Consider the following 21,793-nt stretch of genomic DNA (forward strand, 5'->3'; position numbering starts at 1 on the left):
GTGTTTCAGGTCGATGTATAGCGCAAGACACCTCGGTCGGCCCCCTCTCCCCCCGGGAGAGGGGGCGAATGGGGGATATTCGAGAGATGCACCGACCTGAACGAATGTCGGTGAATCCATAATCGACTCGGTGTTTCAGGTCGATGTATAGCGCAGACACCTCGGTCGGCTCCCTCTCCCCCAGGGAGAGGGCTGGGGTGAGGGGCTTTTGATCTTTAGTTGAATTCATCCCCAACCGGATACCGGCTGGCATTCAAGCTCTCTTTGATCTTGCGCAAATGCGGCTGGAAATCCACCCCGCGCCGCAAGGTCATGCCGGTCGCCAGCACATCCAGCACGGTCAACTGAATGATCCGCGAGGTCATCGGCATATAGATGTCGGTGTCTTCCGGCAGTGGAATGTTTAGGCTCAGGGTGCTGGCCTTGGCCAGCGGCGAATTCTCCGCCGTCAGGCCCAGCACCGAAGCGCCGTTCTCCCGAGCAATGCGCGCCACTTCCACCAGCTCGCGGGTGCGCCCGGTGTAGGAAATGATCACGAACAACTCACCGGTGTGCGCCACCGAAGCAATCATCCGCTGCATCAGCACATCGGCATGCGCGGTGACTGCCAGGTTGAAGCGGAAGAACTTGTGCTGCGCATCCAGCGCCACCGGTGCCGAGGCGCCGAGGCCGAAGAAGTGGATCTGCCGCGCCTGAATCAACAGGTCGACGGCGCGGCTGATCAGGTTCGGGTCCAGCGCCTGGCAAGCGCTGTCCAGCGAGGCGATGGCACTGCCGAAAATCTTCTGCGTGTACGCCTCTGGATTGTCGTCGGCTTCCACCGCACGGCTGACGTACGCCGCGCCGCTGGCCAGGCTCTGCGCCAGTTGCAGCTTGAGTTCGGGATAGCCGCTGACACCGAACGAACGGCAGAAACGGTTGACCGTCGGCTCGCTCACCGACGCCGCCTGGGCGAGGGCGGCGATGCTGAAGCGGGTGGCCTGCTGCGGGTTGAGCAGGATCACCTCGGCGACTTTGCGTTCGGCCTTGTTCAGCTCTTCAAGGCGACTCTGGATCTGTTCCAGTAAATTTCGCACGCGGTCCATATGAAATTCCTAATTCACCTGCGCAAAGGTGCGCCGGGCTATGCAAATTGGGCCTTTGATATGGCCCGTAACGGTGGCCTATCCTACTGATGGCTCCGACCGACCACCACTCGGAATCTGTATTTTGCGAAAATGTTGTGGTTATTACTACATTTTCCCTTGAGTGATGCCTTGAAAAAAGGTATTTGTAGCTTAACTTGATAAAAGAACAAACATCATGCCTTCGATTACGGTTGAACCGTGCACCTTTGCCTTGTTCGGCGCTCTTGGCGATCTGGCCCTGCGCAAGCTGTTTCCTGCCCTTTACCACCTCGATGGCGCTGACCTGTTGCACGAGGACACGCGGATCATCGCGCTGGCCCGTGAAGCCGGTAGCGAACAGCAGCACCTGGCGTTCATCGCCGCCGAATTGCGTCGGTATGTCGGCAAAGAGCTGGACGAAGCCGTGGCCGAGCGCTTTCTGGCGCGCCTGACTTATCTGCACGTCGACTTCCTCAAGGCTGAAGACTACGTGGCGCTGGCCGAACTGGCCGGCAGCGCGCAACGCATGATTGCCTACTTCGCCACACCGGCGGCGGTGTACGGTGCGATCTGCGAGAACCTGGCGAAAGTCGGTCTGGCGGAGAATACTCGCGTGGTCCTGGAAAAGCCGATCGGCTCCGACCTTGAGTCCTCACGCAAAGTGAACGACGCCGTGGCGCAGTTTTTCCCGGAAAACCGCACCTACCGCATCGACCACTATCTGGGCAAAGAGACCGTCCAGAACCTGATCGCCCTGCGTTTCGCCAACAGCCTGTTCGAAACCCAGTGGAACCAGAATTACATCTCCCACGTGGAAATCACCGTGGCCGAGAAGGTCGGCATCGAAGGCCGTTGGGGCTACTTCGACAAGGCCGGCCAACTGCGCGACATGATCCAGAACCACCTGTTGCAGCTGCTGTGCCTGATCGCCATGGACCCGCCGGCCGACCTGTCGGCTGACAGCATCCGTGACGAAAAGGTAAAAGTGCTCAAGGCCCTGGCGCCGATCAGTCCGGAAGGCCTGACCACTCAGGTGGTGCGCGGCCAATACATCGCCGGCCACAGCGAAGGCAAGTCCGTACCGGGCTATCTGGAAGAACCGAACTCCAACACCCAGAGCGACACCGAAACCTTCGTCGCTTTGCGTGCCGACATCCGCAACTGGCGCTGGGCCGGCGTGCCGTTCTACCTGCGAACCGGCAAGCGCATGCCGCAGAAGTTGTCGCAGATCGTCATCCACTTCAAGGAACCGTCGCACTACATTTTCGCGCCGGAACAACGCCTGCAGATCAGCAACAAACTGATCATCCGCCTGCAGCCGGACGAAGGCATTTCCCTGCGTGTGATGACCAAGGAACAAGGCCTGGACAAAGGCATGCAACTGCGCAGCGGCCCGCTGCAACTGAATTTCTCCGACACCTGGCGCAGTGCGCGGATCCCCGACGCCTACGAGCGGTTGTTGCTGGAAGTGATGAACGGCAATCAGAACCTGTTTGTCCGTAAAGATGAAATCGAAGCCGCGTGGAAGTGGTGTGACCAGTTGATCGCCGGCTGGAAAAAGTCCGGTGACGCGCCCAAGCCGTATGCGGCCGGGTCGTGGGGGCCGATGAGCTCGATTGCACTGATCACGCGGGACGGGAGGTCGTGGTATGGCGATATCTGATGTGCAACTGCCTGCGGGCGTGAATGCCCACGAGTTCAAGAGCCCGGTGCTGTTGGCCGAAGGTCTGGCGCTGAATGTGGCCAAGCAACTGGGCGAGGCCATTGCTGCACGCGGCAACGCGGTGCTGGTGGTGTCCGGCGGTCGCAGCCCGGTGGCGTTCTTTCAGCACCTGGCCAAGCAGGCGCTGGACTGGTCGAAAGTCGTCGTGACCCTGGCCGATGAACGCTGGGTCCCGGTTGAGCACGCCGACAGCAATGCCGGTCTGCTCAAGCAGTACCTGCTCAAAGGCCCGGCGGCGAAGGCGCAGTTCCTCAGCCTCTACAGCGCTGCGGCGAACGTTGAGCAAGCTGCCGAACACGCCGATCGTCTGCTCGCCGAATTGCCACCGATTGACGTGCTGGTGCTGGGCATGGGCGATGACGGTCACACCGCGTCGCTGTTCCCCGACAGCCCGAACCTCGCCGAAGCGTTGAAGGCCGATGGCAGCCGTCGCTGCTGGCCGATGCTGGCGCCGAGCGTGCCGCGTCAGCGCCTGACCATGAGTCGCGCGCTGCTGGCGTCGGCCAGGCACAAGATTCTGTCGATTTCCGGTCAGTCGAAACTGACCACCCTGAATGCCGCACTGGCATCCGACGACGTCGCGGCCATGCCGGTGCGCGCGTTTCTGCAACCTACGTTAGAGATTTACTGGTGCCCATGAGCCAAGGAACAGCCGCTATGACAACCCCATCCCCGACCGTTTCCATGGCGGACAAAGTTGCCCTGATCGACAGCCTCTGCGCCAAGGCGCGGATTCTGCCGGTGATCACCATCGCCCGTGAGCAGGACGTACTGCCGCTGGCCGACGCCCTGGCCGCTGGTGGCCTGACGGCGCTGGAAGTGACCCTGCGTTCGCAGTTCGGTCTCAAGGCAATCCAGATCCTGCGCGAGCAACGCCCGGAGCTGGTAACCGGTGCTGGCACCGTGCTCGATCGCAACATGCTCGCGGCTGCCGAAGCCGCTGGCTCGCAGTTCATCGTCACCCCAGGCATCACCCGTGATCTGCTCGAAGCCAGCGTCGACAGCCCGATTCCGCTGTTGCCGGGCATCAGCAACGCCTCCGGCATCATGGAAGGCTACGGTTTGGGTTATCGCCGTTTCAAGCTGTTCCCGGCGGAAGTCAGCGGCGGCGTGGCGGCGATCAAGGCGCTCGGCGGCCCGTTCGGCGAAGTTAAATTCTGCCCGACCGGCGGCGTTGGCCCGGCCAACATCAAGAGCTACATGGCGCTGAAAAACGTCATGTGCGTGGGCGGTAGCTGGATGCTCGATCCGGAGTGGATCAAGAACGGCGACTGGGCGCGCATTCAGGAATGCACCGCCGAAGCCCTGGCGCTGCTGGATTAACAGTTTTTACCTGACACTTCGTTGTGTGTTCTACGGCTTTACGGTGCGCTTGGTCGGTGCACCGTTTTTTTTTGCTCGGCAAAAACCTGTTCCGGCCAGCGCTGCCACAATTGAAGTTACGCGGCGATACATAGTTACCGCACACAGGTTTTTCCACGGCGCTAATCTGCGTTCATCTTATGGATGAGAGAACGTGTCATGGACCCAGACTTCGCAATCCCCGTACCCTGTCCGGTGTATCAACTGGCCCCCGAGCAGATCGCCGGGCCGTTTTTCCGTAATCCGAAACTGCTGCGTCGCAATATCAGCGAAGGTGCGGATGGTTTGCCACTGTTGCTGCGCCTGACCATTGTCGATGCCATGACCGCAGAGCCGGTGGTTGGCGCGAGGGTGGATATCTGGCATTGCAACGCGCGGGGCGCGAACGCGGGCGGGTGTCCGGTCAATCAGGGCCTCGATGCCAGGACCGCAATCACCGGCGACGATGACACCTACCTGCGCGGCAGCCAGTTCTGCGATGCCCGGGGCAGGGTGCGCTTCACCACGATTTATCCAGATTCCCATGCCGGCCGGGCGCTGCATCTTCATGTGGCGGTGCGCATGGTTGTCGGCGACGAATATCCCGCCGAGCACGATGTCGCCTGGACCGGCGAGCTGCTGCTCCCGGAAATCATCTCGCGCCCGACACATCACGCCAAAGCCTGGGGCGGGCGCACTTCGATGCGGTTGAACAATGCTTCGGACAGTTTGCCACCCGGCATGGGCCGCGAAGCCTCGACCCTGTATGTATGGCCGATCGGCCGTGACTCCCACGAGGACGGTTACTTCGGGCACCTCACGATCGGCATCGACACCTTTGCGGTGTCGTCGCAGATCAAACCCGAGGACTTCGACAAATACACGCTTTAGCGCATCAGCGCAGTTCGTTCAGCGCGCGAGTCAGCCGTTGCATGTCGCCTGCGGTGGTGGTCAGTCCCGGCGTGATGCGAATGCACGGCCCGCAGGCGGCACCATTGCGGACCACGGTGAACAGGTTGAAGTCATTGAGCAGGCGGTCGGCCATGGCCTTCTGGTCAGCATGTCGGCTGAAGCGCAGCGCGGTGATGCCACAATAAAGCTGCGGATCGTCCGGTGTCATGACCTCGATACCCGGCAGATGACGCACCGCGCTGACCCACAGGTTGCGCAGGTAATTGAGGCGCGCGCCTTTTGCCGGTGCACCGCCGATGGAGCGGTGTTCTTCAAAGACCAGCGGCAAGCTCATCAGCGCCGGAATGTTCGGCGTGCTGTACGGCGTGCGGGCGCGGATGTCGCTGACCGGGTAGTGCATCTCGCCCATGTCCGGGTCGATGTCGGCCAGACGCTGCGGCGCGATATACATGAAGCCGAGTGTCAGCGGCGCGCCGATCCATTTGTGCAGGTTGTAGCCGGCGAAGGCGACGCCGAGGGCTTCGAGGTCGAACTCGATCTGGCCGAGGGCATGGGCACCATCAAGGATGATGTCGATGCCATGCTCTTTGGCCAGCGCCGCGATGGCCTGCACCGGCATCACCAGTCCCGTACGATGGGTGACATGGGTCAACGCCATCAGTTTGAGTTTCGGGTGGCGGACGAAGGTTTCGCGATAGGTCTCCAGCAGGCTGTCGAAACTGGCCGGGTGTGAGTGGGCAATCTCGATGACGTCGACGCCGCGATGCTCGCCCAGCCAGCGCATCGCGCCTTTGACCGTGTCGTACTCGAGGTCGCAGATCAGCACCTGATCCCCCGGTTGCAGGCGGTTGTAGTTGCGGATCAGCGATTGCAGGCCTTCGGTGGCATTGCGGGTGAACGCCACACTCTGCGCGTGTACGCCGATCAACTCGGCCAGTTGCGCGCGAATGTCGAGGTGGTCGCGTTGTTCGAATTGCTGGCGCACGTACACCGAGTTGCTGGTGTTGATCAGCTCTATGTTGCGCTGATACTCCTCGATCACCGTGCGTGACATCCGTCCGAAGTAACCGTTTTCCAGGTTCACGGGGCCTGGTTGAACGTCGTAACGGTCGGCGAACGTCTGCCAGAAGGCTTCGTCACGGGCGCGGCGGGTGTTATCGGGCATGGTCGGCAAGCTCAGTAGAGGAGGGCGTTTCAGTGGCGCGGGGCGGGTTTGCCGTGTTTGGCGCGCAGCGGTTCGAGCAGATCCGACAAACCGTTGTGATCGATTTCCTGCATCAAGGCCAGCAGTCCGCCGAGCTCGCCGTTCGGGAAACCTTCACGGGCGAACCAGTTCAGATAGGGGCCGGGCAGGTCGGCAATGATCCGGCCCTTGTATTTGCCGAAAGGCATTTCGCGGGTGATCAGCAGTTCGAGTTTTTCGGGATTCATCAATGCATTCGTCTGGCTTTAAATCAAACTGGAAAATACAGGCATTCTGCATGCAGGCCAAATGACAGATCATGCAAATAGCCGTGATACAGATAGTTCAATCGTATTTAAATCATTGAAAAATAACGATTTTTATACAAATAAAAACTGGCACGCACACTGCAATATCCCTTGCATCTTCAACCAACCGCAAGGAATTTGAAAAATGACTGACATGAATAAAGAAGCCATCTCTGTACTCAACGACCTGATCGAAACCAGCAAAGACGGTCAGGAAGGGTTCAAGACTTGCGCCGAAGATATCAAGCACCCGGAACTGAAAGCACTGTTCGCCAAGCGCTCGGCCGATTGCGCCACCGCCGCTGCCGAACTGCAAGCCACCGTGCGTTCGATGGGCGGTGATCCGGAAACCTCTACCAGCGTCAGCGGTGACCTGCACCGTCGCTGGGTCGACGTCAAAGCCATGTTTACCGGCAAAGACGAAGAGGCTGTGCTCAACGAAGCCGAGCGCGGTGAAGACCACGCCCTGAAGGCTTATCGTGAAGCCATCGAGAAAATCAACAAGCACAATCTGGTTGGCATTCGTGATCTGGTTGAACGCCAGTATCACGGCGTACAGCGTAACCACGACCAAGTGAAAGCCCTGCGTAACGAGGCTCGTGCCCGTTCGTAAGCGCTTGTCGGTTATAAAAAACGCCAGCTAGTCTGGCGTTTTTTTATGGGGTTGGGAAAAGCAGAAGCCCCTCACCCTGGCCCTCTCCCGGAGGGAGAGGCGACTGACCGAGGTGGATGTTGGAGATGCACCGACTTGAACGATCTGAGGTGAACTCAGGTTTTGAAAAGCAGCAAGATCAGCTCCCTTTCCCCCTCGCCCCCTGGGGGAGAGGACTGGGGTGAGGGGGAAAAGCTCTCACTGACACCCCACCAATCAATCAGCCGATGCTGATCGCCGGCAAAGTCGGCAACGTCACCGTCTGCTGCTTGCGCGGCGCCAGAATCTCCGCTTCACCATCCACTACCAATTCATCACGCTGATTGAATACGCGAGTGGCGATGCGCACACGAAACTTCGGCAGCTTCTCGAGAATTTCCAGGCGCACGGTCAGGGTGTCGCCAATCTTCACCGGCTTCTGAAAGCTCATTTGCTGACCGATATAAATAGTGCCCGGCCCAGGCAGTTCGCAAGCCACCGCAGCACTGATCAGCGCACCGCTGAACATACCGTGGGCGATGCGTTCCTTGAACATGCTGGCGGCGGCGAACTCGGCGTCCAGGTGCACCGGGTTGTGGTCGCCCGACATCGCGGCAAACAGCTGAATGTCGCGCTCTTCGACCGTCTTGCTGTAGCTCGCGGTCTGGCCGACTTCGAGGGCTTCATAAGGGATGTTGGTAACCTGGGTCATCGGTCTTGATTCCTGTGACGGATTAAATGAATCCACAAAAATTATTCGCTGCGATGCGGGCGCGGATGGCTCAGCGCCTGGTCGATCCAGGCCAGCACATCGGCGATCACTTCGTCGCGATTGGTTTCGTTGAACAATTCGTGCCGGGCCTGCGGGTAAATCTTCAATTGCAGGTTCTGGCTGCCGGCGTTGCGCAGTGCATTGGCCAGATCTGTCAGACGTTTGCCTTCACTCACCGGATCACATTCACCGCCGATCACCAGCAGTGGCAGGCCCGGGTCGATCTGCGCGAGAGTGGACGCTTTGCTGATTTGCTGCAAGCCGCCGAGCAGGTCGATCCACAACTGGTTGGTGCAGCGAAAGCCGCACAGCGGGTCGGCCACGTATTTGGCGACTGCGGCCGGATCGCGGCTGAGCCAGTCGAACGGTGTGCTCACCGGTTTGAAGGTGTTGTTGAATGAACCAAACGACAACCATTCGATCAGCGCACTGCGGCCCTTGCCACCCTGACGCAGTTTTTCCAGGCGGGCAATTTGCCGGGCGGCGCGATAGAGGGCCGGGGGCTGGAAATTCGAACCACTGAGAATCGCCCCGTGCAGGCTGGCGCTGTGGTGCAGCAGATAACCCTGAGCGAGGTAACTGCCCATACTGTGCCCGAGCAGAATGATTGGCACGCCGGGGTGTTGCTGGCCGATGTATTGATTGAGGCTGGCGAGGTCGCTGACAACCTTGCACCAGCCGTCGTCATCGGCGAAATGGCCGAGGGTGCCGTTCTCGGCGGTCTGGCCATGACCGCGCAGATCCGGGGCGTAAACACCGTATCCTTTGTCGCAAAACGTTTCCGCCAACTGTTGATAACGCCCGCTGTGTTCCGCCATGCCGTGGGCAATCAGGACCACCGCTTTCAATGGTGCGGCCGGCAGCCACTGATTGACGAAAAGCCGGCTGCGGTCATTCGCATCAAGCCATAGGGTGTGGTGGATCATGGCGATTCCTTTGCTCAGGGTCGAAACATTGTATAGCGCATCCGCCAGGTTAAGTCTGATCAGCCCACGCCACGGCAGGAAGATTCACGCGATCAATGACGAGATGGCCCATATTTGCCTGAATGGCCATAGCTGCTAGTGTCCGAGAAGCACCGCTTTTTCAGAAATGACAGAGAGCGGCCCGGATCAGCTCAGGTAAAGAGGACAAAAACAATGCAACCTGATTTCTGGAATGACAAACGCCCGGCCGGCGTACCGCTGGACATCGACATGGGGGAGTTCAAGTCGGTGATCGAGGTGTTTGAACGTTCCTGCAAGAAATTCGCTGATCGCCCGGCCTTCAGCAATATGGGCGTGACCCTGACGTATGCCGAGCTGGAGCGCCAGAGCGCGGCCTTCGCCGGTTACCTGCAAGCCCATACCGATCTGGTCCCGGGGGATCGCATCGCGGTGCAGATGCCCAACGTTCTGCATTATCCGATTGCTGTGTTCGGGGCGCTGCGCGCCGGGCTGATCGTGGTCAACACCAATCCGCTGTACACCGCGCGGGAGATGCGTCACCAGTTCAAGGACTCCGGGGCGCGGGCGCTGGTGTACCTGAACATGTTCGGGCAGAAAGTCCAGGAAGTGCTGGCCGACACCGATATTCAATACCTGATCGAAGCGAAGATGGGCGACCTGATGCCCACTGCCAAGGGCTGGCTGGTCAATACTGTGGTCAGCCAAGTGAAGAAGATGGTCCCGGCGTACTCGCTACCCCAGGCGATCTCTTTCAAGAGTGCGCTGCGCAGGGGCCGTGGCCTGGGCATCAAGCCCCTGAAGGTCAGCCTCGACGATATCGCCGTGCTGCAATACACCGGCGGCACCACCGGACTGGCCAAAGGCGCGATGCTCACCCACGGCAATCTGGTGGCGAACATGCAGCAGGTTCGCGCCTGTCTCGCGCAACTCGGCCCGGATGGCCAGCCCCTGCTGCGTGAAGGTCAGGAGGTGATGGTCGCGCCGCTGCCGCTTTATCACATCTATGCCTTTACGGCGAATTGCATGTGCATGATGGTTTCCGGCAATCACAACGTGTTGATCACCAACCCGCGGGACATTGCCGGGTTCATCAAGGAACTGAAAAACTGGCGTTTCTCGGCCTTGCTGGGGCTGAACACGCTGTTCGTCGCGCTGATGGATCATCCGGATTTCAAGACCCTCGACTTCTCCAGCCTGAAGCTCACCAACTCCGGCGGCACCGCGCTGGTCAAAGCCACCGCCGAGCGTTGGGAACAGCTCACCGGTTGCCGCATCACTGAAGGTTACGGCCTGACCGAAACCTCGCCGGTGGCCTGCACCAACCCGTATGGCGATCAGTCGCGCCTGGGCACAGTCGGCTTGCCGGTGCCGGGCACATTGCTCAAAGTCATCAACGATGACGGTGTTGAACAACCGATGGGCGAGCGTGGCGAGTTGTGCATCAAGGGCCCGCAGATCATGAAGGGCTACTGGCACCAACCCGACGCCACCGCCGAAGTGCTGGATGCCGAAGGCTGGTTCAAGTCCGGTGATATTGCGGTGATCGATCCGGACGGCTTCGTGCGCATCGTCGACCGCAAGAAGGACATGATCATCGTCTCCGGTTTCAACGTGTACCCGAACGAAATCGAAGACGTGGTCATGGCCCATCCGAAAGTCGCCAACTGCGCGGTGATCGGCGTGCCGGACGAGCGTTCCGGGGAGGCGGTGAAGCTGTTTGTGGTGGCGCGGGAAACCGGCGTGAGCCTCGAAGAGCTGAAGGCGTACTGCAAAGAGAATTTCACCGCGTACAAGGTGCCGAAGCACATTGTGTTGCGTGATTCATTGCCGATGACGCCGGTTGGCAAGATTCTGCGGCGGGAGTTGCGCGATATCGCCTGATCGGTGAATGGCCGCGCTGTGCGCGGATCGCGGGCAAGCCACGCTCCCACAGGGATTTTCATCAACCTTGTGGGAGCGGGCTTGCCCGTGATGCTTTTTGGAGGGGGCAAAGGCCCGGAAAACCGGGACTTCCACAGGTTTCTAGGATTTTTGCTCTAAAATGACTGTTAGAAAGTCTTGAGTCATCAATGTGACTGTGTGGGCCGCTTTTGGCTCTAGTCGGCACTTGGCAAAGCTGCTACTCTCGGCGCGCTTTGTGACTTCTCGGCCTATATAAAAGCCAGATTCACCAATACAAAACACACACCAATAATAATCGCATCAAATGCGGTGAAGAATTCGCGTTGCTGAGGAGTGGGCTTCCATGATCGAAGACTTTTGGAAGGATAAATACCCGGCTGGAATTGCTGCCGACATCAATCCAGACGAGTATCCGAACATTCAGGCAGTGTTGAAGCAATCCTGCCAACGCTTCGCCAACAAACCGGCTTTCAGCAACCTGGGCAAGACAATCACCTACGGTGAACTGTACGAATTGTCCGGTGCCTTTGCCGCGTATCTGCAACAGCATACCGATTTGCAGCCCGGTGATCGAATCGCCGTGCAACTGCCCAACGTTCTGCAGTACCCGGTGGCCGTCTTCGGTGCGATCCGCGCCGGGCTGATCGTGGTCAACACCAACCCGCTGTACACCGCGCGGGAAATGGAACACCAATTCAACGACTCCGGTGCCAAGGCCCTCGTCTGCCTGGCCAACATGGCTCACCTGGCGGAAGCCGTGGTGCCGAAAACCGGGGTCAAGCACGTCATCGTCACTGAAGTGGCCGACCTGCTGCCGCCGCTCAAGCGTCTGCTGATCAACAGCGTCATCAAGTACGTGAAGAAGATGGTGCCGGCGTATCACTTGCCCAAAGCCGTCAAGTTCAACGACGTACTGAGCAAGGGCCAGGGCCAGCCTGTGGCCGAAGCCAATCCGCACAGCGGCGATGTCGCGGTGCTGCAATACACCGGCGGCACCACCGGTGTGGCCAAGGGCGCGATGCTGACTCACCGCAACCTCGTCGCCAACATGCTGCAGTGCAAGGCGCTGATGGGCTCCAACCTCAATGAAGGTTGCGAGATCCTGATCACGCCGCTGCCGCTGTACCACATCTATGCGTTCACCTTTCATTGCATGGCGATGATGCTGATCGGCAACCACAACATCCTGATCAGCAACCCGCGCGACCTGCCGGCGATGGTCAAGGAGTTGTCGAAGTGGAAGTTCAGCGGCTTTGTCGGCCTGAACACGCTGTTCGTCGCACTGTGCAATAACGAAGGTTTCCGCAAGCTGGACTTCTCCAATCTGAAAGTCACCCTGTCCGGTGGCATGGCCTTGCAACTGGCCGCTGCCGAGCGCTGGAAAGCGGTGACCGGTTGCTCGATCTGCGAAGGTTACGGCATGACCGAAACCAGCCCGGTGGCCACGGTCAACCCGATCCAGCACATCCAGATCGGCACCATCGGCATTCCGGTGCCGTCGACCCTGTGCAAAGTCATCGACGATGCCGGTGTCGAGCAGCCGCTGGGCGAAATCGGTGAGCTGTGCGTCAAGGGCCCGCAAGTGATGAAGGGCTACTGGCAGCGCCAGGAAGCCACCGACGAAATCCTCGACAGCGAAGGCTGGCTGAAGACCGGTGACATCGCGCTGATCCAGCCGGACGGCTACATGCGCATTGTCGATCGCAAGAAAGACATGATTCTGGTCTCCGGTTTCAACGTCTATCCGAACGAACTGGAAGATGTGCTGGCGACCCTGCCGGGCGTGTTGCAGTGCGCCGCCATCGGCGTGCCGGACGAGAAGTCGGGCGAGGCGATCAAGATTTTCATCGTCGCCAAACCGGGCGTGACCCTGACCAAGGAAACCGTGATGGAGCACATGCGCGCCAACGTCACCGGTTACAAGGTCCCGCGTTCGGTGGAGTTCCGCGATGCGCTGCCGACCACCAACGTCGGCAAGATCCTGCGCCGCGAGTTGCGTGACGAAGAGCTGAAGAAGATCAAGGCGAAGAACGCCGCATAAAACAAAAAGCCCCGCAGATGCGGGGCTTTTTGTTGGGGCGGAGCAGGGCTGGGATTTTGTGTTGAACCTGCCCCTCACTTGGCTGGGGTGAGGGGGCCTTTCATAACCTGAGTTCAACTCGATATCTCAGGTCCATGTAGCTTATCCAAACACCTCGGTCAGTTCCCTCTCCCTTGGGAGAGGGCTAGGGTGAGGGGAAGGGCAGCGGCACAAATCCTACTGACGGAACGGCGCAAAGTTCACGTTGGTCCCCGCCGGCCGCATGTCCTGCAGGTACGAATCCTTGTCCGCACTCAACTCCAGGCTCAACGCGGCCTTGCGCTTGCCTTCGTTGCGAATCACCAGGCCTTCGAGTTTTTCTCGCAGGAACACCGTCGGCACTTTCAGGTGCAGCAGTTCGTCGGTCGCCGGGGTGTGCATCAGCAGGTGAATCCACTCGTACTGACCGACGGCCAGGCGCGATACCGGCAGGTCGAACCACCAGATGTTGCGGTTGCGGTTCAGTTCGGCGAAGTGGCAGTTGTTGGTGCCGAGCACCGCGCCGCCCAGTTCCTGGTTGCGACGGGCAATGGCCTGCTTTTTATCGAGTTTCATAACATTCCTGCGGGATCTGATCGTTGGCGCACCGCGCCCATAGCTGCGCATTCTCGAGGCTTGGGGAGCAAACATAAAGCCCAACCTGCATTGCCCGACGAAAAGAGGAGCAAAAATAAATGAAACTCGTGGCAAACCGCGCCAGTCAATCTTTACGTACTGACTTTTCCCCTTCAATGCACCAAGGAGAAACACCATGAGTAGCACTGGCGATAAAGTAAAAGGCATGGCCAACGAAGCGGTCGGCAACATCAAGCAAGGCGTCGGTAAAGCCACTGACAACACCAAGCTGCAAGCCGAAGGCAAGGTTCAAGAGAAAAAAGGCGAAGCCCAGCAAGCAGTCGGCAAAGCCAAAGACGCAGTGAAGAAGACCATCGACAAGGCGTAATCCGGCCTTGAACGAAACACACGAACGGCCATCCAAGGATGGCCGTTTTTGTGTCAAAGCCCGACAGTCATCCACGAAGGTCGCCAAGTAGGCTACCGTGATGTAAAAAACGGCCCCTGAGTCGCCACGACTTCAACCTGTTTCTGCGGCGAAAGGAGACGCGAATGATTTTTCCGGACATGAAAGGTCTGCCCTTGCACCGGGTGATGGTGCGCACGGTCACTGAGTTCGTTGACGACGAGATGTCGACCTACGCTTCGGCACTGGCCTACCAGATGCTGTTCTCGCTGTTCCCGTTCATTCTGTTCCTGATTGCCCTGATCGGTTTCCTGCACCTGCCGGATTTCTTCACCTGGCTGCGCCTGCAATCGGAACTGGTCCTGCCACCGCAGGCGCTGGAGCAGGTCAACCCGGTGATCGACCAGTTGCAGCAATCCAAGGGCGGCCTGCTCTCGGTCGGTATCGTTATTGCCCTGTACACGGCGTCTGCCGGTGTGCGCCTGATGATGAGCGCGATGAACGCCGCCTACGATGTGGTCGAGGGCCGGCCGATCTGGAAGCGTTTTCCGCTGTCGGTGTTCTACACCATTGGCATCGCCGGCATGCTCCTGGTCGCCGCCGCGCTGATGGTGCTCGGGCCGCAAGTCATGGGCTGGATCGCCGCGCAGGTGGGGCTGGAAGACTTCATCGTCACCGTGTGGACAATTGCGCGCTGGCCGGTGATCGTGATTCTGATGATGGTCGCCGTGGCCCTTATCTACTACGTGATGCCAGACGTTAAACAGGAATTCCGCTTTATCACCCCGGGCTCGGTACTGGCCGTGGTGGTGTGGATCATCGCCTCGTTGGGTTTTGCGTTTTACGTCAAGACGTTCGCCAACTACAACGCGATGTATGGCAGCATCGGGGCGATCATCGTGCTGTTGCTGTATTTCTATATTTCCTCGGCGGTGCTGCTGCTCGGTGCCGAGATGAATGCGGTGATTGAACACATGTCCAGCGAGGGCAAGGACGCGGGTGAGAAAGTCCCCGGTGAACTCGATGCACACCCCAAACAACATGTCTCGGGCCTGGGGCGCGATCACTCGCTCAAGCCGGACACTGACGAAGCCTGATCATGATTCGTGAAATCCTCAAAATGGGCGACGAACGCCTGCTGCGCATCGCCCCGCCCGTGCCGCCGGAGATGTTCGACAGCCCCGAACTGTGGCAACTGATCGACGACATGTTCCAGACCATGGAAAGCGTCGGCGGTGTTGGCCTGGCCGCGCCGCAGATCGGCGTCGACCTGCAACTGGTGATCTTTGGCTTCGAGCACAGCGAACGGTATCCGGACGCTGAAGCGGTGCCGCAGACGATCCTGATCAATCCGCTGATCACACCGTTGAGTCCGCTGACCGAGGAAGGTTTTGAAGGCTGTCTGTCGGTGCCGGGATTGCGTGGCGCGGTGGATCGCTATCAGCAGATTCGTTATGAAGGTTTTGATCCGAAGGGCGAGCCGATCGTGCGCGTGGCGTCAGGTTTTCACGCACGGGTGGTACAGCATGAATGCGATCATCTGATCGGCCGCCTGTATCCCTCGCGCATCACCGATTTCAGCAAGTTCGGCTTTACCGAAGTGATGTTCCCGGATCTCGATCCAACCGCCGACGACTAATCCGGGTCAAACGCAATTCTCCCCTGCAGGAGTGAGTCACGAACGATCCAGCCCCATCGCAATCATCGGCTTGCTCCGCGCATACCGGCTCAACCGTTCGGTCATCGCCTGGGGCAGGGCCGGGTCGAAACTGAACCCGCGCCGCTCATAAAAACCGCGCAAATCCGGATGACAGAACAACCACACCGGTTCCATCACATCCTTGACGGCCGCCGCGATCAACTGCGCGGCAATCCCTTGTTCGCGGCACTGTGGATCAACAAACAAACCGGTCAACCAACGCCCGCCCGTGACCGGCCGCAAACACAGTGCGGCAACGATTTCCTCGCGCCGCGCCACCCACAATTGCGCATCGCGCACGGCTTTCATCGACGATTGGTGGCTGCGGTAGAACTTGTTCATCAACGGCCACAACGGCTCGTCGAGCAGGACGTACTGGGTATCGGGCATGGGATCGGGACTGTCGGCGGGCAAAGCGGCGATTATAAAAGAACGCGCGAGGCGCGATAGGTGTATACCTGAGCCTACATCCCCTGTGAGTGGAGTACGCATCATGTCCAAAGGTATGGATTCAAAGAAAGCCGCGAAGAAGAAGCCGGCCAAGACCGCGATTGAAAAGCGTGCGGAGAAGAAAGCCAAGAAAGTCGACATCTTCGGTCATTGATCACGCCTTTCCGGAGCCCGGTTCTCGGGCTCCTGCCTGCACCCGGAAAATAATCTGCAAGATTTATCAATGTTGTTGCACAGAAGGGGAAGATTCCCGTTCCGAGCAACGCCATGCCCCATTACTTCGACGCCGCTCATCGCCAGCACATCGAAACCCTGCGCCAACGCTGGACCGCCCGCACCGAATGGCCGACCTGGCTGTTGCTGATTGGTGTCTATGTCGGGTGGTTTGCCATTGTCCTCAATAGCCAGTGGTTGGGGCGCGGCGTCAGCACATTGCTGTTGATTCCGCTGCTGGTGCTGTGGCTGTCGCTGCAACACGAATTGCTGCATGGGCATCCGACACGCTCGACTCGGGTGAACAAAATCCTCGGCTACGCACCCTTCGCGGTGTGGTACCCGTACACGCTGTATCGCGACAGCCATTTGTTACATCACCGCGATGAGCACCTGACGGTTCCCGGCGTCGATCCGGAAAGCCGCTACCTCAGCGCCGCGCGCTGGCACGACAGTTCACTGTTCGAGCGCAGCCTGCACTGGCTGAACAAAACCGTACTCGGGCGTTTCGTCATGGGCGCGCCGCTAGCACTGCTTGCCCTGGCCACTGAAGAACTGCAACGCCTGAAACACGGCGAGCGCCAGGCTTGGCAGATGTGGCTGACCCACAGCGCTTTCACCCTGCTGATGCTGTGGTTCCTCGTCCGTTACAGTGTGTTGCCGGTGTGGCATTACCTGCTGTTGATCAGCGTGCCGGCGCTGTCGATCGCGATGATCCGCTCCTACTATGAGCATCGCCCTCATGCGCAACCGGAGCAACGCACCGTGCTCAACGAAGCTGCCTGGCCCTGGCGCTGGTTGTTTCTGAACCTGAATTTTCATCTGGTGCATCACGACTTGCCGGGCCTGGCATGGTACGACTTGCCCCGGGTTTACCGAAGGCATCGCGAGCAATGGGTGGCGCGCAGTGGCGGATTTCTGGTGCAGGGCTATGGGCAGTTGTGGCGGCAGAACGGGTTAAGGCCGATCGACAGTCCGCAGCATCCCTTTCACTGACACGACCTGGCCCTTGTGATAGCTGGAATTTTTTTGTCTGGAAAGTAAGTGTATGACTCGACATCACGTTGAACTGCAGATGTACACCGCCCCTGAGCCCATTCGAGCGGCCAACGAACACTGGATCACGCGCATCCTCGAACACCTCGGCCTCTCGCGCCTCAATGCCGAGGGACTATCACTGCCCGAACTGTGGCTTTCGCCGGCTCTGCTGCTGACCCAGACCTGCGGCTATCCCTTGATGACCCTACTGCGCGGTCGGGTGCGCATCATTGGTCGACCACGCTACGAACTGTCCGACGCCAGCGCCGGCAAGCATTGCAGCCTGATTCTTTGCCGCGCTGATGACCCGCGCAAAAACCTCGCGGAGTTTCGCGACAGTCGCGGGGTGATCAACAGCGAGGACTCCAACAGCGGCATGAACCTGCTACGCCAGCGTCTGGCGCCGCTACATCACAACGGCCGGTTTTTCGCCACAGTTGGCCTCAGCGGAGCGCACCGCGAGAGTCTGCGCTGGCTGCGTGAAGATCGCGGCGACCTGGCAGCCATCGACAGTGTCACCTATGCGTACCTTGCGCATTACGCGCCGGCTGAGGTCAGCGGTTTGCGGGTCGTGGCGCGCAGCGCATTCAGTCCGACGTTGCCCTTTATCACCGCCGCTTCTGCCACTGACGAGCAGATCGAACACGTGCGCGCGGTGATGAATCAGGCATTGCGTGAACTGCCTGATGTGGCGCAGATCCTCGGCTTGCCTGAAGTGTTGCCCGCCAGCGAAAGCGATTATCAGATCGTGCTCGACTATCAGCGTGAAGCTGAAGAGCTGGACTATGGCGGTTTGCATTAGACGCTCGCAGCCTGCGTGGATCGCGTACCCCTGTAAGTGCTGCCGGAGACCGCGATCTTGGGTTGTAATATTCCAAAATAGAATATAAAAATAAAATTTAAATATTTTTAATGCATAAGGCGCCTTGCTACGATCGCGCCACCGGAACACCGGACATTCAGCGACCCCTCACCCAGGAGCCCCTATGTCCGGCGCCGATCTATCCCATCGCGACACCGTTGGCGGCCTGTTCCGTGCTCACTACCCCTGGCTGTGCACCTGGCTGCGCCGTCAACTGCACGACGCGGCGAGCGCCGAAGACCTCGCGGCGGAATCCTTCGCGCAGTTGCTTGAAGCCCCCGCACTCACCGCCATCCGCGAACCCCGCGCCTTGCTCACTACGATTGCGCAACGCCTGCTCTATCAGCATTGGCGCCGCGCTGATCTGGCGCGGCGCCATGCGCAGCAGGTCGATGTCGGGGTCGCCACTTCACCGGAAGAACTGACGCAACTGAGACAAACCCTGAGCCGTCTCGACCACAGCCTGCAGCGCTTGCCGGGCAAGGTTCGCTCGACCTTTCTGCTGGCGCGTGTCGATGGCCTGACCTACCCGCAAATCGCTGCCGAACTGGGCATCTCGCAACGTTCGGTCAGCGTCTACATGACCCGTTCGCAAGCACTGTGCGATCGCCACAGCGCCAACCAATCCCTACCCCACAAGAGGTCCGCATGAGATCAATCAAAACCCTGCTCGGCCGTTCGCTGCTGGCGCTGAGCCTGAGCATTGGCGCTGTTTCGGCTAGCGAGAAAACCGCGCCGATCTACTTCGGCGACATCACCTGGGAAAGTGGCAGTTTCATCACCGAAGTGCTGCGCCTGATCGTCGAAAAGGGCTATGGCTATCCGACCGACACGCTGCCCGGCAGCACCGTCAGCCTGGAAGCGGCGCTAGCGAAAAACGATATTCAGGTGATCGGCGAGGAGTGGGCCGGGCGCAGCCCAGCGTGGGTCAAGGCCGCCGCCGAGGGCAAGGTGTTTGGTCTGGGCGATACGGTCAAAGGCGCAACCGAAGGCTGGTGGGTGCCGGAATACGTGATCAAGGGTGATCCCGAGCGCGGGATCAAACCGTTGGCGCCCGAGCTGAAATCGGTGGCCGATCTGCCGCGTTACAAGGAGGTGTTCCGCGACCCCGAAGATCCGTCCCGCGGGCGCTTTCTCAACAGCCCGACTGGCTGGACCTCGGAGATCGTCAACAGCCAGAAACTCAAGGCCTACGCCCTGAACGACAGTTTCGTCAACTTTCGCACCGGCTCCGGCGCGGCGCTGGATGCCGAGGTCGCGTCGTCGATCAAACGCGGCAAACCGGTGCTGTTCTACTACTGGTCGCCGACCCCGCTGTTGGGGCGCTTCAAACTGGTAAAACTGGAAGAGCCGCCATTCGATGCCGAGGCCTGGAAAACCCTGGCCGATGCCAATAACCCGAATCCCAGGGGCAGCCGTTCGATGCCGGCCAGTCTTGCAATTGGCGTGTCGGCAGCGTTCAAGGCGCAGTATCCGGAACTGGTGACGTTCTTCGAGAAAGTCGACTTGCCGATTGATCTGCTGAACCAGACCCTGGCGGCCATGAGTGAAAAGCGCCAACAGCCGAGAGTGGTGGCCGAGGCGTTCCTGCGTGATCAGCCGCAGGTGTGGAAGTCTTGGCTGCCTGCGGATGTAGCTACCAAAGTGACTGGAAGTCTGTAGGTCATTTCTGTTGTTTCTGTAGTGCTTGTAATGGGCTCATCGCTGGCAAGCCAGCTTCCACAAGACCAGCGCTGATTTGATCCAGCGCAGCCCCTGTGGGAGCTGGCTTGCCAGCGAAAGCGTCAGACCCGCCAACACCTGCCACCGCGCTGAACCGATTCTTGTGCAAAAAGTGCCAGATACTGGCCGACTAGTGGCCTTGCGCACGGCTTCGCGCTGTCTATGCTGACCTTTAACTGACTATGTCGACCGTCATGTCAATCCATGAGGGTCGTACACGGTTGGTCCGTGACTTCATGCTGCCAGAGTGCGCAATTAAAGGCACCGACACTGAACCGACAAGGAGCATCGTTTTACATGGAAGTTCTTCAACGCGTTAGGGCTGGCCCGCGTGCGGGCTATCAAGAGAAGGATGTCTTGATTAGAGCGTCGCTGCATGGACTCTCCGATTAACCATCATTTATCACCTGACAACTTCCTCCCGTGGAGGAGTGCGTGTGCCTGTTCTATGGAACGTAGTGGTGGATCTTGAAAGACCTGAACTTTCATCAAATCAAAAGACCGCGCGGAAGGTGATACAACCATGTTCAACCTACATCACAAGGCTGACCTGCAGGAAATCGAGCGTTTCAGCTGCGCCTTGACCGAAGCCAATGCCAAACTCGAAGCGATCAGCCGCTCGATGGCGATGATCGAATTCACGCCTGAAGGCATTGTTCTGGATGCCAACGAAAACTTCTGCAAGACCATGGGTTACAGCGCCGAGGAAGTGCGCGGCAAACATCACCGGGTATTTTGCGAAGAGGTGTATTACCGCAGCGAGGACTACGCCAGGTTGTGGCGTGACCTGGCCCGGGGCGAGCCGATCAGCGGCACGTTTCTGCGCTTGAACAAAAGCGGCAAGGAGATCTGGCTCGAAGCCAGTTACATGCCGGTGTACGGCGCGGACAAACAAGTCAAAAGTGTGATCAAAGTGGCGGCGGACATCACCGCACGGGTCAATAAAGAACACGAAGAAGAAAGCATGCTGGCGGCGATCAGCCGTTCGATGGCGGTGATCGAGTTCACTCCGGAAGGCAACGTGATTACCGCCAACGACAACTTTCTCAGAACGATGCAGTACTCGCTCAATGAAATCGTCGGTCACCACCACAGCCTGTTTTGTCACCGTTCCGAATCCGAGTCGGCGCAGTACAAGGCGTTCTGGGCATCACTCAATCGCGGCGAATACCACTCGCACCGTTTCGAGCGCAAGAACAAGTCCGGGCAAATGGTTTATCTCGAAGCCTCGTACAACCCGTTGTTCGATACCAAGGGCCGTTTGTACAAAGTGGTGAAGTTCGCCAGCGACATCACCCAGCAGATGACCACTTTGCAGAACGCGGCGGAATCGGCTCACAGCACCTCGGTACAAAACGACGCCTGCGCGCAAAAAGGCTCACAGGTCGTGCAGCAAACGGTGCAGATCATTCAGGACATTTCCCGCGACCTCAACGAAGCGGCGCGAAGCATCGACGCGGTTAACAAGCAGTCGGACATCATCGGCACCATCGTGCAGACCATTCGCGGGATTGCCGACCAGACCAACTTGCTGGCACTGAACGCCGCCATCGAGGCGGCGCGGGCCGGTGAACACGGGCGTGGTTTTGCGGTGGTGGCGGATGAGGTGCGAAGTCTGGCGGCGCGCACCAGTCAGGCGACGCTGGAAATTGTCGACGTGGTGCGCAAGAACCACGATCTGTCGCTGAGTGCGGTGTCGAGCATGCAGTCGAGCCTGAGCCGCACCGGGCTCGGGGTGGAACTGGCGAATGAAGCGGGGGAGGTCATCCTGGAAATTCAACAGGGCTCACGGCATGTGGTGGATGCCATCGGGCAGTTCAATGCGACGCTGCAACTGAACTAGCCACCCCTGAACAACTGTAGGAGTGAGCCTGCTCGCGATTGCGGCGTGTCAGTCACCGGATAAGTAACTGATGTACCGTGATCGCGAGCAGGCTCACTCC

General features: G+C 59.2%; 21 protein-coding genes and 2 pseudogenes. 16 read left to right on the forward strand and 7 right to left on the reverse strand.

The annotated features are described in order from the left end of the window. Positions 1–215: 215 nt before the first annotated feature. Entirely contained in the window at positions 216–1,076 is an 861-nt protein-coding gene (locus K5Y35_RS14470; RefSeq protein ID WP_169842436.1) for a MurR/RpiR family transcriptional regulator, read from the reverse strand. A gap of 226 nt (positions 1,077–1,302) precedes the next feature. Between K5Y35_RS14470 and zwf the strand changes: the two genes are divergently transcribed. The 4 genes from zwf (at position 1,303) to K5Y35_RS14490 (ending at position 5,061) form a co-directional block, all read left to right on the forward strand. Beyond that, positions 1,303–2,769 (forward strand): glucose-6-phosphate dehydrogenase, encoded by a 1,467-nt coding sequence (gene zwf, locus K5Y35_RS14475; protein WP_123467130.1) that lies wholly within the window; start codon positions 1,303–1,305, stop codon positions 2,767–2,769. Beyond that, complete coding sequence (pgl, locus tag K5Y35_RS14480; protein WP_222832219.1) at positions 2,756–3,469, forward strand: 6-phosphogluconolactonase; 714 nt, start codon at positions 2,756–2,758, stop codon at positions 3,467–3,469. Before zwf ends, pgl begins: the two co-directional genes overlap by 14 nt. A 17-nt stretch (positions 3,470–3,486) precedes the next feature. Next, positions 3,487–4,152, forward strand: a complete 666-nt coding sequence (locus tag K5Y35_RS14485) for a bifunctional 4-hydroxy-2-oxoglutarate aldolase/2-dehydro-3-deoxy-phosphogluconate aldolase (protein WP_007969324.1) — start codon at positions 3,487–3,489, stop codon at positions 4,150–4,152. 198 nt (positions 4,153–4,350) lie between these two features. Beyond that, on the forward strand, positions 4,351–5,061 hold the full coding sequence (locus K5Y35_RS14490; RefSeq protein ID WP_222832220.1) for an intradiol ring-cleavage dioxygenase: 711 nt from the start codon (positions 4,351–4,353) through the stop codon (positions 5,059–5,061). Between the two features lie 4 nt (positions 5,062–5,065). On the opposite strand, the gene K5Y35_RS14495 is transcribed toward K5Y35_RS14490, so the two are convergent. Together K5Y35_RS14495 and K5Y35_RS14500 are read right to left on the reverse strand one after the other, a co-directional pair. Next, positions 5,066–6,247 (reverse strand): aminotransferase class V-fold PLP-dependent enzyme, encoded by a 1,182-nt coding sequence (locus K5Y35_RS14495; protein ID WP_222832221.1) that lies wholly within the window; start codon positions 6,245–6,247, stop codon positions 5,066–5,068. Positions 6,248–6,276: 29 nt separating this feature from the next. After that, positions 6,277–6,513 carry a DUF3820 family protein gene (locus K5Y35_RS14500; protein ID WP_123467122.1) on the reverse strand — a complete coding sequence of 79 codons (237 nt, stop codon included), beginning with the start codon at positions 6,511–6,513 and terminating at the stop codon, positions 6,277–6,279. A gap of 205 nt (positions 6,514–6,718) precedes the next feature. Between K5Y35_RS14500 and K5Y35_RS14505 the strand changes: the two genes are divergently transcribed. Then, on the forward strand, positions 6,719–7,186 hold the full coding sequence (locus K5Y35_RS14505; RefSeq protein ID WP_123467120.1) for a ferritin-like domain-containing protein: 468 nt from the start codon (positions 6,719–6,721) through the stop codon (positions 7,184–7,186). Between the two features lie 259 nt (positions 7,187–7,445). On the opposite strand, the gene K5Y35_RS14510 is transcribed toward K5Y35_RS14505, so the two are convergent. Next, complete coding sequence (locus K5Y35_RS14510; protein ID WP_003227420.1) at positions 7,446–7,916, reverse strand: MaoC family dehydratase; 471 nt, start codon at positions 7,914–7,916, stop codon at positions 7,446–7,448. A gap of 41 nt (positions 7,917–7,957) precedes the next feature. Next, complete coding sequence (locus K5Y35_RS14515; protein ID WP_222832222.1) at positions 7,958–8,902, reverse strand: alpha/beta hydrolase; 945 nt, start codon at positions 8,900–8,902, stop codon at positions 7,958–7,960. Between the two features lie 213 nt (positions 8,903–9,115). On the opposite strand from K5Y35_RS14515, the gene fadD2 reads away from it, so the two are divergent. Beyond that, on the forward strand, positions 9,116–10,804 hold the full coding sequence (fadD2, locus tag K5Y35_RS14520) for a long-chain-fatty-acid--CoA ligase FadD2 (protein WP_222832223.1): 1,689 nt from the start codon (positions 9,116–9,118) through the stop codon (positions 10,802–10,804). A 364-nt stretch (positions 10,805–11,168) separates the two neighbouring features. Beyond that, complete coding sequence (gene fadD1, locus K5Y35_RS14525) at positions 11,169–12,866, forward strand: long-chain-fatty-acid--CoA ligase FadD1 (protein WP_123467114.1); 1,698 nt, start codon at positions 11,169–11,171, stop codon at positions 12,864–12,866. Between the two features lie 216 nt (positions 12,867–13,082). Here the strand turns inward: fadD1 and K5Y35_RS14530 are convergent, their stop codons facing one another. Continuing rightward, positions 13,083–13,460, reverse strand: coding sequence for a hypothetical protein (locus K5Y35_RS14530; RefSeq protein ID WP_041068691.1), 378 nt, complete (start codon positions 13,458–13,460; stop codon positions 13,083–13,085). A gap of 196 nt (positions 13,461–13,656) precedes the next feature. Here K5Y35_RS14530 and K5Y35_RS14535 point away from each other — a divergent pair, with 196 nt between their 5' ends. From K5Y35_RS14535 to def, 3 genes are all read left to right on the forward strand, one after another. Beyond that, positions 13,657–13,848: a CsbD family protein gene (locus tag K5Y35_RS14535; RefSeq protein ID WP_025112838.1), complete on the forward strand. Its 192-nt coding sequence runs from the start codon at positions 13,657–13,659 to the stop codon at positions 13,846–13,848. Positions 13,849–14,012: 164 nt separating this feature from the next. Next, a complete protein-coding gene (locus K5Y35_RS14540) occupies positions 14,013–14,963 on the forward strand; it encodes a YihY/virulence factor BrkB family protein (RefSeq protein WP_123467112.1) in 951 nt (316 codons plus the stop codon). A gap of 2 nt (positions 14,964–14,965) precedes the next feature. Then, the gene (gene def / locus K5Y35_RS14545; protein ID WP_003227403.1) at positions 14,966–15,505 is read left to right on the forward strand and encodes a peptide deformylase; all 540 of its coding nucleotides are present in this window, start codon (positions 14,966–14,968) and stop codon (positions 15,503–15,505) included. 36 nt (positions 15,506–15,541) lie between these two features. On the opposite strand, the gene K5Y35_RS14550 is transcribed toward def, so the two are convergent. Beyond that, a complete protein-coding gene (locus K5Y35_RS14550; RefSeq protein ID WP_222832224.1) occupies positions 15,542–15,955 on the reverse strand; it encodes a GNAT family N-acetyltransferase in 414 nt (137 codons plus the stop codon). A 327-nt stretch (positions 15,956–16,282) separates the two neighbouring features. On the opposite strand from K5Y35_RS14550, the gene K5Y35_RS14555 reads away from it, so the two are divergent. From K5Y35_RS14555 to K5Y35_RS28215, 6 genes and pseudogenes are all read left to right on the forward strand, one after another. Then, positions 16,283–17,224 carry a fatty acid desaturase gene (locus K5Y35_RS14555; protein WP_222832225.1) on the forward strand — a complete coding sequence of 314 codons (942 nt, stop codon included), beginning with the start codon at positions 16,283–16,285 and terminating at the stop codon, positions 17,222–17,224. Positions 17,225–17,276: 52 nt separating this feature from the next. Next, complete coding sequence (locus tag K5Y35_RS14560) at positions 17,277–18,068, forward strand: phosphate/phosphite/phosphonate ABC transporter substrate-binding protein (protein ID WP_222832226.1); 792 nt, start codon at positions 17,277–17,279, stop codon at positions 18,066–18,068. A 184-nt stretch (positions 18,069–18,252) separates the two neighbouring features. After that, on the forward strand, positions 18,253–18,780 hold the full coding sequence (locus K5Y35_RS14565) for a sigma-70 family RNA polymerase sigma factor (protein WP_222832227.1): 528 nt from the start codon (positions 18,253–18,255) through the stop codon (positions 18,778–18,780). Beyond that, positions 18,777–19,790, forward strand: coding sequence for an ABC transporter substrate-binding protein (locus K5Y35_RS14570; RefSeq protein WP_222832228.1), 1,014 nt, complete (start codon positions 18,777–18,779; stop codon positions 19,788–19,790). Before K5Y35_RS14565 ends, K5Y35_RS14570 begins: the two co-directional genes overlap by 4 nt. A 688-nt stretch (positions 19,791–20,478) precedes the next feature. Continuing rightward, positions 20,479–21,102 (forward strand): annotated as a pseudogene (locus K5Y35_RS28210) (PAS domain-containing protein); the annotation flags it as partial. Positions 21,103–21,270: 168 nt separating this feature from the next. After that, a pseudogene (locus tag K5Y35_RS28215) lies at positions 21,271–21,693 on the forward strand (methyl-accepting chemotaxis protein); the annotation flags it as partial. Between the last annotated feature and the right edge of the window lie 100 nt (positions 21,694–21,793).

Origin of the sequence: Pseudomonas sp. SC3(2021) (genome assembly GCF_019856535.1) — a bacterium.
In the GTDB taxonomy this organism is placed as follows: Bacteria; Pseudomonadota; Gammaproteobacteria; order Pseudomonadales; family Pseudomonadaceae; genus Aquipseudomonas; species Aquipseudomonas monsensis.